This window comes from Photobacterium sanguinicancri (assembly GCF_002265265.1).
In the GTDB taxonomy this organism is placed as follows: Bacteria; Pseudomonadota; Gammaproteobacteria; order Enterobacterales; family Vibrionaceae; genus Photobacterium; species Photobacterium sanguinicancri.
On the sequence record NZ_NOIF01000197.1, the window covers coordinates 1 to 9,232 of the forward strand.

The window sequence follows — 9,232 nt, forward strand, 5'->3', positions numbered from 1 at the left end:
GATTATATTCAGGGAATTATGATATATAAGTGCCTAAACTGTTTCACTGGGGCTAAAAATGCATAACACCTCCACTAAGTTCTTAATTGGTAAGCGTTTCCTTTTTGACCCTTACGACAACAGCTTAATTGATCAACTTGAAAATGATGAACTTACTCGCCTAGGCAGTAATGAAAGCCGCGCCCTCAGCCTTTTGATAGAAAAGCCTGGCGCAATCATCACACGCACCCAACTCCATGATTTTGTTTGGCGAGAGCAAGGTTTTGAGGTAGATGACTCTAGCCTAACCCAGGCTATTTCAACGCTACGCAAAGCGCTTAAAGATTCAACCAAATCACCCGATTTTATAAAAACAGTACCTAAACGCGGTTATCAAATGATAGCGCCCGTTTCTGAGCATTTAGCGCACATTGAAAAACCCGAAAAACCTGAAAAAACATTTGCAGAAGACCTCGTAAGCCAAATCCCGACGACGTCAAATAAAGCGACTGAAAGCGAAACGACGCCAGTTGACAATACGGTTCACCACGCAGTTACATCATCAGAAAGCATAAATAAACGTGTGAACTTATTCGGTTGGTTGGCTCTGGCATTAGCACTGTTGCTACCTTTAATTATCAATAATAGTTACCCACCTAAATCTGCTGCTTTTAACCAAATAACAGAAGTAGAAGGGATTCCTGTTCTTGCACCTAATAATCACCCCGGTTTAAGTAACTGGGAGCCAATGATTCGTAGCTGTGTCGCTCATTACCTTGAGTATCACCCAGAAAACAAACGCCCTATCGAAGTGATTGCGACTGGTGGCCAACAAAACCAAGTTTGGATTAACTATATCCATAGTATTGATACGCCTACTGAAAATGTGACGTTACGTTTGTTATCAAGCCAAGAGGATAACGACCAGTTATGCAAATAAAAAAAAGTTCTGCCTCAACCATTTTTAAACGCTTTTGGCCATACCTGATCTTGGCTATATCAACGGTGTTCAGTAGCTGGCTATATTATTCAAGTGACTATAAGCAAGAACAGCTGATTATGTCGCGTGAATGGCAATCAAATACCGTAAGCCGTATTGAAGAAAAGTTGCTCGATAATGAACTATTAGTGCTTCGTCGCGTTGAGCAAACAAGCCACATGGTTTATCTGCCTAACAAGAATTATTCTCGAATCACACTCATGAAGCTGTACAGTGATAATGAAGAACCACTGACCTTACATATCTCTGAATCAGGTGTTTGGAATATCAGTGGTGGTTATTTACTGACGGAACCTTCAGAGTTTAAAGACATTACTTCGGGTACAAATAAAGACTTCCAGAAAAAGCAGCTAACAGCGATCAGAAAAATATTCCGTATGGATGCACGCCAAAGTCGACGCATTGATGTTCTAAATGAAAAGAGCTTACTGCTAACCAGTCTGACATACGGCTCAACCGTGTATTACTCGTTGTAAGTCACTTGTCTGTTTAAGCAGCAAAACAAGACATAAAAAAACCGCACGTGAGTGCGGTTTTTTATTGTTAGCATGTTTTGCCTAATACAGCTTCTGACGGCCAGCAATTGAATGTGATAACGTTGTGCCATCCACCAATTCCAGCTCCCCTCCAACAGGGACACCGTGCGCGATTCGACTCGCAGGTACATCATACTCACTACAAAGCTCTGCAATGTAATGGGCTGTCGCTTCACCTTCCACCGTTGGGTTAGTCGCTAAAATCAGCTCACTGATGGTCTCTTTTTGGAGTCTAAATTCCAAAAGATCCAAACCAATGTCTGATGGACCAATACCGTCTAACGGCGATAGATGTCCCATGAGTACGAAATATCGTCCAGAAAATTGTCCTGTTGATTCAACAGCCACAATATCTGCGGGACTTTCTACAACACAAATCTGCCCCGATTCCTGACGACGAGGGTTAGCACAAATCGCACATACCTCTTCTTCAGTGAATGTTCGACACTGTTGGCAGTGTCCAATTTCTGTCATGGCTTGGCTTAGAGCATCAGCAAGTTGAAGACCACCTTGCCGATTGCGCTGTAACAAACTGAAGGCCATTCGCTGTGCTGACTTGGGACCAACCCCAGGCAGGCAACGAAGGGCCTCCATTAATTGTTCCAGTAATTGACTGGTACGCATTGATTAGAAAGGCAACTTCAAGCCAGCTGGTAAGTTCATACCACCTGTAACACCAGCCATTTTCTCTTTTTGCGTTTCTTCAATACGGCGTGCAGCATCGTTAAATGCCGCTGCAATAAGATCTTCAAGCATGTCTTTGTCGTCTTCCATTAGGCTATCATCTAGCTCAACACGACGTACACTATGGCTACCAGTGATCGTAACTTTAACAAGGCCTGCACCGGACTCACCCGTTACTTCCATGTTAGCGATCTCTTCTTGCATCTTTTGCATGCGCTCTTGCATTTGCTGCGCCTGCTTCATCATGTTACCCATACCGCCTTTACCAAACATATTATCTCTCTCTATTGGTCTGGTTAATATTCACGCTATACCACAGTACTGATAATGACTGCAGTTAAATCGGTCGAATGCTCTCTTCATCTACTACAGCCGCAAAGCGTTGGCAGATAAAGTTCACATGGGGGTCTTGCTGCAAACTTTGCTTCGCTTGACCCAATTTATTTTGATAAATCGCTTCTCGCCATTCCAGCGGCGTTTGCCCTTCATCACTTAATTCAATCGCTAATTCAATCGGCTGCTCTAGCAAGTGACCAATTGCTTCTTGTAACTGTTCTCGCGCCTTCGGGCTATCGAGATGCGCTTGCGCTTGACGTAATTGCAGAGTGACCTTGTGTTCACTTTGCTGATACGCAGAGTTTAGTGCTAATTGTTGAACTAAACGTCCCACATTAAGCTTAGTCACTAAATCTGACCAACTATCCTGATTTGCCGCTTCATTGACAAGTTGTTTTGTCATTTCGGGCGTCTTTTCATGCTCTAACGCTTGCTTTATCTGGCGTGGGGCAACCTTAACCTTAGATTCCGGTTCGGTGACGACTTGCGTCGACTTCCACTGGTATTCTTCAGGCTCAAGTGGCGCTTGCTGCGCAGCTAAATGTGGCGGCATGGATGAATTCGACACCGACATCGCAGTTTGGCCATGGCCATTTCTTGCTTTAGTCGCTATACGATCTAAAACATTGGTTGCGACTTTCTTGGCGGGTGCCGATTCAGACTTTTTTCCTGCTGGCTGTTCACCTCGGTTTTTCTGACTACGTAAACCATTACGTGCCGCTAATAGACCTGAGACACCTGATTGCGGCTGTACAGGAGCCGCCATAGGTTGGGGCTCTACCATCGTATTACTCTGCGCTGTCGGCGCGATAGGTTGCAATGGCTGCTGTGTTTGAATCGGCTGTGTTTGTGGCGGCTCATTATATGACGCAGGCTGCGAATTTAAAGGCATCGCATCTGGTCGTGTTGTTACCTTTTCCGCAGAAGGCAACATTGAGCTTACCGAGCTAGACGGTTGCATCTTCGCTTTTAATGCTTGCATGCGCTCCATTCCACCCGACATTGGTGCAGGTGATGAATGAGGGGCAGCTTGAACATTTGGCTGTTGTTGCATACTTTGCGTTGGTGGCGTAGCCGCAACAGGCTCGGTCACAGGGACATTAATAGACTGCGGAGTGATCCCCTGTCCTGACATAGGTCTAAACGCAAGCATACGCAGCAAGACCATCTCTAAGCCAGTTCGCCCTTCTGGTGCATAAGCTAAATCTTGACGGCCTTGTAAGGCAATTTGGTAGCTCAGTTGTACATCTTGCGGCGACATAGCACCACTTAATGCAGCAATACGTTCAGCATCAGGGGCAGATTCATCTAACGATGCAGGCAAAGCTTGGTGAAGGGCTACACGGTGCAACTGTGCTGCTAATTCACGTAATAAGCTATCCCACTCAACACCAATGGCCGCTAACGATGCCACACTCGCCATCGCAGCTTGTGCCTCGCCTTGAGCAACAGATTCAAGTAACTGTAATGCTTGATCGGTATCTAGCGTTCCTAGCATCATAGCAACAGATTCTGTTCCTACACTGCCATTACCAAGCGCAATCGCTTGGTCGCTTAAACTAAGCGCATCACGCATTGAACCATCAGCGGCGCGGGCTAATAAATTAAGCGCTCGCGGTTCGAAATCAACCTGCTCTTGCGTTAAGACATGCGCAAGTTGATCATGTATTTGGGTGACATCTAAATGCTTCAAGTGAAACTGTAAACAGCGCGATAAGATCGTGACTGGCAGTTTCTGAGGATCGGTGGTCGCTAAGATAAACTTAACGTATTCCGGTGGCTCTTCCAGTGTTTTCAATAACGCATTGAAGCTGTGACGAGATAGCATGTGCACCTCATCAATCAGGTACACTTTAAAGCGGCCACGAGCAGGTTTGTATTGCACGTTATCGAGCAACTCACGAGTATCTTCTACTTTGGTTCGCGATGCCGCATCGATTTCTAATAAATCAACAAAGCGACCTTCATCAATTTCACGGCACGTCGAACACTGTCCACAAGGTGATGCCGTGATCCCTTGTTCACAATTTAACCCTTTGGCGAAAATACGTGCGATGGTTGTTTTACCGACACCACGAGTGCCGCTAAAAAGATATGCGTGGTGAAGTCGGTCATGGGCAAGTGCATTGGCCAGAGCCGTTAAGACATGGGATTGACCTACCACATCGTCGAATTGATGTGGTCGCCATTTGCGAGCCAAAACCTGATAACTCATGAATTATTTAACCTTACTGAATCAAGATTTCAATGCTAGCACAGGGAGGATTTTGGCGCGAGAGGACTCTAGCTTGAGCGTCCAATACTTCACCACTGGTGCGTATTACACAGCAGTGGTGAAGACATTGAGCATCAAGCTTAACGATTAGTGACCACTAAAGTCACAAATGCTGAACACATTAAGGCCTAAAGTCTTCAAACGTGCCTCACCACCGATATCGGGTAGGTTAATAACGAAAGCAGCATCTTCTACTTTACCGCCTAAACGACGAACAAGTTTGGTCGTTGCTTCAATTGTTCCGCCCGTTGCTAGTAAATCATCAACCAACAATACTTTGTCGTTTTCATTGATCGCATCAACATGGATTTCTAGCGTGTCTTGACCATATTCTAGCTCATAGCTCTCGCCAATCACTTCACGAGGTAATTTGCCAGGCTTACGAACAGGAACAAAACCTACGCCAAGCTCTAATGCCAAAGGCGCACCAAATAAGAAACCGCGCGCTTCGGTACCAATCACCTTAGTGATGCCTTGATCTTGATACTTTTCAATCAGCACGGCAATGGTTGCACGGTAAGCCGCAGGATCTTCCATTAAGCTAGTAACATCACGAAAAAGAATACCTAGCTTAGGGTAATCTTGGATTGATTTGATGCTATTTTTGATTAGAGCTAGCTTATCTTGAGTCATAATTGTATTCCATACCCTACCCTAATAATGAGTTTAGGGTTTTACGCAAACAATACGTCGACTGCAAAAACAAGCAGCGGACGCAATCAGCCCGCAATATTAGTAATTTTCGCGGCGAGGAGCAACCGACTCGACAACGGGCAAACGATTAAACCAGACTAACAAAGTTACTCCGATCACAATCAGCATCATTTTATGCCATACAAGAGGTACTACAGCGATAGAAAAAGCAAAACTCGCCACGATCATGATACTTGCGCGTCGTTTTACTTTACGTGAAATAGCACCGTGTTGATGCCAATTATGCAAAATAGGACCAAAAGTTGGATGGGTAGTTAACCACAAGTTCAGTCGTGGTGAACCACGCATAAAACAGGCGCTAGCCAATAATAAAAATGGGGTTGTTGGCAACAAAGGTAAGAAGACGCCCAGAACACCTAAGACGACACAAACCCAACCAAATGCTATTAATATAAATCGCTTTATCATTCCACTCGTCGCCTTCACAAACCTAATCAATGCAATGCCAATAAGCACCTGAAATTTGAGCGATATGATTCTATCGTATTCTTAGTATAACAAGAGCAAGAATTAAGCTGTTCTCTCGAATAATCTGTATCAAAATGCGACTAGAAAGCGCGTTTATAAAAGCTATTCATCAGTAACACCATTCGTCGCTATAAACAGTTAAGTATGAAATAGTTAACTCTAAATCCAATCTAAAAAAACCAAAAAAGAATATCCATCATAGTCAATACCATGATGGATATAACGCTTCAATGCCTGACGACAAAACTGTTATTCTGCTAGCGGGCAATAATATCGAGCAGTGTCAAACTAGCGGGTAATGTTGGCAATAATAGAGCAACAATTAAGCCAATAAAATACAACGCGTTGTAGGGTTCTTTATATCCATATTCCATCTTAATTTCCTTTATATATTCCTTTCTATGATAGAAAACGGCGAAAACACAGCATCATAGATAATGACGCACATATATTCGCTTCATATGAGCTGAATTTACCAAATCCAACCTCGCACAATGTGATGAGGCAGGCGCATCTCTATGGATGTTTATCGCGGTAACACTATATAAGAGGACATCACCGACAAAAACCAACTGAAAGTAGGGATATATATGATCTTCACTATAAAGATTTATAATGGTTTGATTCAAATCAGGATAATGAATCTAGAGAGATTTAGACTAAAAAGACGATAAAACAAAAAGAATAAAAGATTATGGCTACCCCAGAGAGAATAGATGATGTGCTTCAACATAATTTAGAAGCTCAATACGAAACCTTGGCTGCATCACTCAGACATGAAGTCATATCAAATGCACTGATTTCAAACCTCACCGCAATGAAAAAGTTAGAGTTGAATGAACTAATAAAAATGGCGAAGTCATCTTACATCCCAACGTTATTAGATCTTGCGGCTAAAATAGAAAAAGTGGATGCCGCGGTATGCACCTTAACTTTAGGTATGTATGGCCTATGTGCCGATTGCGAGGAAGAAATTGAAGCCGACGATCTTTTAAAAGATCCTGCTCAGCCACGTTGCCGTGCATGTCGCGAGCATAGCAGATACCACCATGATGACTAGCTTGAAAAACGCCGCTAGTGCGGGCTTATAATCATGATGAATGCATAGGATCTGATGATGCTATTCTAAGTACGCTAAAAGTGAAAGTTCACAAAAGGCATCGTCAAGCTGCACTTTACTCATAAATGCAGCTTATACGCATGCTTTAAACACTCGATAGCTGTGGCATATACCACAGATTATGACGCTTACTTAAACTCTTGCTCTGCCATCCAAATCTTGAAGGCCTTCTTCTCTTTTGTTGATGCTTTGGTATACCACAATTTAAGCTGGGCTAATGAGTCACCTGTAATCGTGACTTCACCTGCATCGTTAACCACAACAGCCGCTTTAGTCATATTGGTTGGCTTACCTTGCTCTAAAGCGATACCTTTTCCTTGGTTATAGCTAGCAACTAACGCCTCAATGTCCGAGTAAGGAATAAAACCGCCACCACCAGGTAGTACTTCCGCTTGATACGGCAAAGCTGTACTACCGACAGTTACACTCCACTTGGGCGCATCGCCACGAAACTCCGTTTCAGCAGCGCGGTAATTATTGGCCGCGTCAGGAAAACGAATAACCACATCATCAGTGCTGTCAAAACTCATAATAAAAGGTTTAGTACTGAAAAGTTCCGTTTTGGTGCCGCGACGTAGCATTTTTTCGCCACGGATAACCACCTGATTTTTGCCTTCGGCTATGTTGTAAGTATTGTCGGCAATGGCATTATCACTGTTTACTGCAACACCATTGATTGCCATTACTGACAGACCATATTCCGTTTCTAACGTATTTGCTTGTGCCGTCGCGGCAAGCAGCATACCTAAGGCTAAGCTAACAATCGTTTTTTTCATTACCTTTACTCCTTCAAAGCGTCAAAATACCAAACTAACTAACGGATCGTTTACCCCCGACTATAAACGAAAAAAGCCGCCCGAAGGCGGCTTTTACATATAGGGGGAAATATTAGTTCCTAATTCGCTAAAAGCGTTATTAGAATTTAACTTCCATACCAACTACGTAACCGATGTCATCTTTAGACTGACCAGCTTTGTTGTAGAAATCTTCGTAACTTACTTCAACGTATGCACGAGTGTTAACTGTTAGTTGGTGCGCAACGTTAGCGTAGATGTTCATTGCGTCATCAGTTTTAGCATCGCCAGAGTTTTGTGCGTAGCCTAGACCAAATGTGTTCTTATCAAGTGTGTAAGAACCAGCCAATTCCCAAGTTTGGATATCTGTATCTACACTATTAATAGTGTTCTTAGATTGACCGTAAAGAGCACCAACATAGATTGGACCCGCTGCGTAAACGAACTCTAGATCCCAAGCTGTTTGTTCCTTACCTACGATAAGCTGCTTGCTTTCATCTGCAGGGTTTTTAATTGAGTACTGCTCGTTTTCATAAGCGCCAAAGTAACCACGTACTTCGAAATCACCAAACGGTACACCAGCTGCAACTTCTAGAAGCTCATCGTTTTTCTTACCGTCAGTTTTTTGAGCGATGTTGTAACCAAGACCAGCCCAGAATTTTTCGCCGTTGAAGCGGTATTTGATGTACTGATCCATGTCAGTATCTTCGTAGCTAACACCAGCAGTGTCTTTCAGTTCGATATCAACACCAACACCTGCATCATCGATGATTGCTAATTGACGACCGAAAGTGATTTCACCGAAGTTACCGCCTAGACCAACGTATAGACCGTCGTTAATCACGTCACCTGTACCTGTAGCGCCAGAACCTTTGTTATCTTTACCTTCACCGATAGCTAGTTCGATAGCACCTAGAGCATATAGATTTGCGTTAACTTCGTGTTGAACGCGTAGTGCTAGGTCACCGTCATCAATGCGGATTTTAGCATCTTGATCTGCCGCTGCTTCTTCAGCTTTTAGGTGATATTGAACTTCAGCAGCACCAGACATAGTAACTTGTGTACCGTCTTGGTCGTATAGAGATACTGCTGCAGAAGCAGAACCTGCTACTAGAAGTGCTGGAACTGTAAGTGCTAAAAGAGTCTTTTTCATGAGATCCACTGCCTTTTCTTATTTGGAATGGAATTCCTATTTCCAGAATTCCTTTTCTATTATGTTTTTTTAGAGGACTACCCGGTTAATACCAAAAGAATAATCATCTAAAGCAATTTGATTGCGGAGCTATCCTGACAGAGTTTTCGCCTAAGTGTCAAATAGTTCAAAAA

General features: G+C 43.4%; 10 protein-coding genes. 3 read left to right on the forward strand and 7 right to left on the reverse strand.

The window, feature by feature from the left end; all coding sequences use genetic code 11:
- Positions 1-58 precede the first annotated feature (58 nt).
- The gene (locus tag ASV53_RS20650) at positions 59-919 is read left to right on the forward strand and encodes a winged helix-turn-helix domain-containing protein (RefSeq protein WP_094958486.1); all 861 of its coding nucleotides are present in this window, start codon (positions 59-61) and stop codon (positions 917-919) included.
- Positions 910-1,455, forward strand: coding sequence for a regulatory protein ToxS (locus ASV53_RS20655; protein WP_062689860.1), 546 nt, complete (start codon positions 910-912; stop codon positions 1,453-1,455). The genes ASV53_RS20650 and ASV53_RS20655 overlap by 10 nt, the downstream gene beginning before the upstream one ends.
- A gap of 81 nt (positions 1,456-1,536) precedes the next feature.
- Here ASV53_RS20655 and recR read toward each other — a convergent pair whose 3' ends face one another.
- The 5 genes from recR to ASV53_RS20680 all read right to left on the reverse strand — a co-directional run bounded on the left by recR (position 1,537) and on the right by ASV53_RS20680 (position 5,932).
- Positions 1,537-2,139, reverse strand: a complete 603-nt coding sequence (recR, locus tag ASV53_RS20660) for a recombination mediator RecR (RefSeq protein ID WP_062689858.1) — start codon at positions 2,137-2,139, stop codon at positions 1,537-1,539.
- 3 nt (positions 2,140-2,142) lie between these two features.
- Positions 2,143-2,472 carry a YbaB/EbfC family nucleoid-associated protein gene (locus ASV53_RS20665; RefSeq protein ID WP_062689856.1) on the reverse strand — a complete coding sequence of 110 codons (330 nt, stop codon included), beginning with the start codon at positions 2,470-2,472 and terminating at the stop codon, positions 2,143-2,145.
- 64 nt (positions 2,473-2,536) lie between these two features.
- Positions 2,537-4,750 (reverse strand): DNA polymerase III subunit gamma/tau, encoded by a 2,214-nt coding sequence (gene dnaX, locus ASV53_RS20670; RefSeq protein ID WP_094958487.1) that lies wholly within the window; start codon positions 4,748-4,750, stop codon positions 2,537-2,539.
- A 147-nt stretch (positions 4,751-4,897) separates the two neighbouring features.
- The gene (gene apt / locus ASV53_RS20675) at positions 4,898-5,443 is read right to left on the reverse strand and encodes an adenine phosphoribosyltransferase (protein ID WP_094958488.1); all 546 of its coding nucleotides are present in this window, start codon (positions 5,441-5,443) and stop codon (positions 4,898-4,900) included.
- A gap of 99 nt (positions 5,444-5,542) precedes the next feature.
- Positions 5,543-5,932 (reverse strand): YbaN family protein, encoded by a 390-nt coding sequence (locus tag ASV53_RS20680; RefSeq protein WP_062689851.1) that lies wholly within the window; start codon positions 5,930-5,932, stop codon positions 5,543-5,545.
- Positions 5,933-6,686: 754 nt separating this feature from the next.
- Here ASV53_RS20680 and ASV53_RS20685 point away from each other — a divergent pair.
- The gene (locus ASV53_RS20685) at positions 6,687-7,052 is read left to right on the forward strand and encodes a TraR/DksA C4-type zinc finger protein (protein WP_094958489.1); all 366 of its coding nucleotides are present in this window, start codon (positions 6,687-6,689) and stop codon (positions 7,050-7,052) included.
- Between the two features lie 188 nt (positions 7,053-7,240).
- Here the strand turns inward: ASV53_RS20685 and ASV53_RS20690 are convergent, their stop codons facing one another.
- Entirely contained in the window at positions 7,241-7,888 is a 648-nt protein-coding gene (locus ASV53_RS20690; protein WP_094958490.1) for a YccT family protein, read from the reverse strand.
- A gap of 139 nt (positions 7,889-8,027) precedes the next feature.
- Entirely contained in the window at positions 8,028-9,059 is a 1,032-nt protein-coding gene (locus ASV53_RS20695; RefSeq protein ID WP_094958491.1) for a porin, read from the reverse strand.
- Positions 9,060-9,232: the final 173 nt, after the last annotated feature.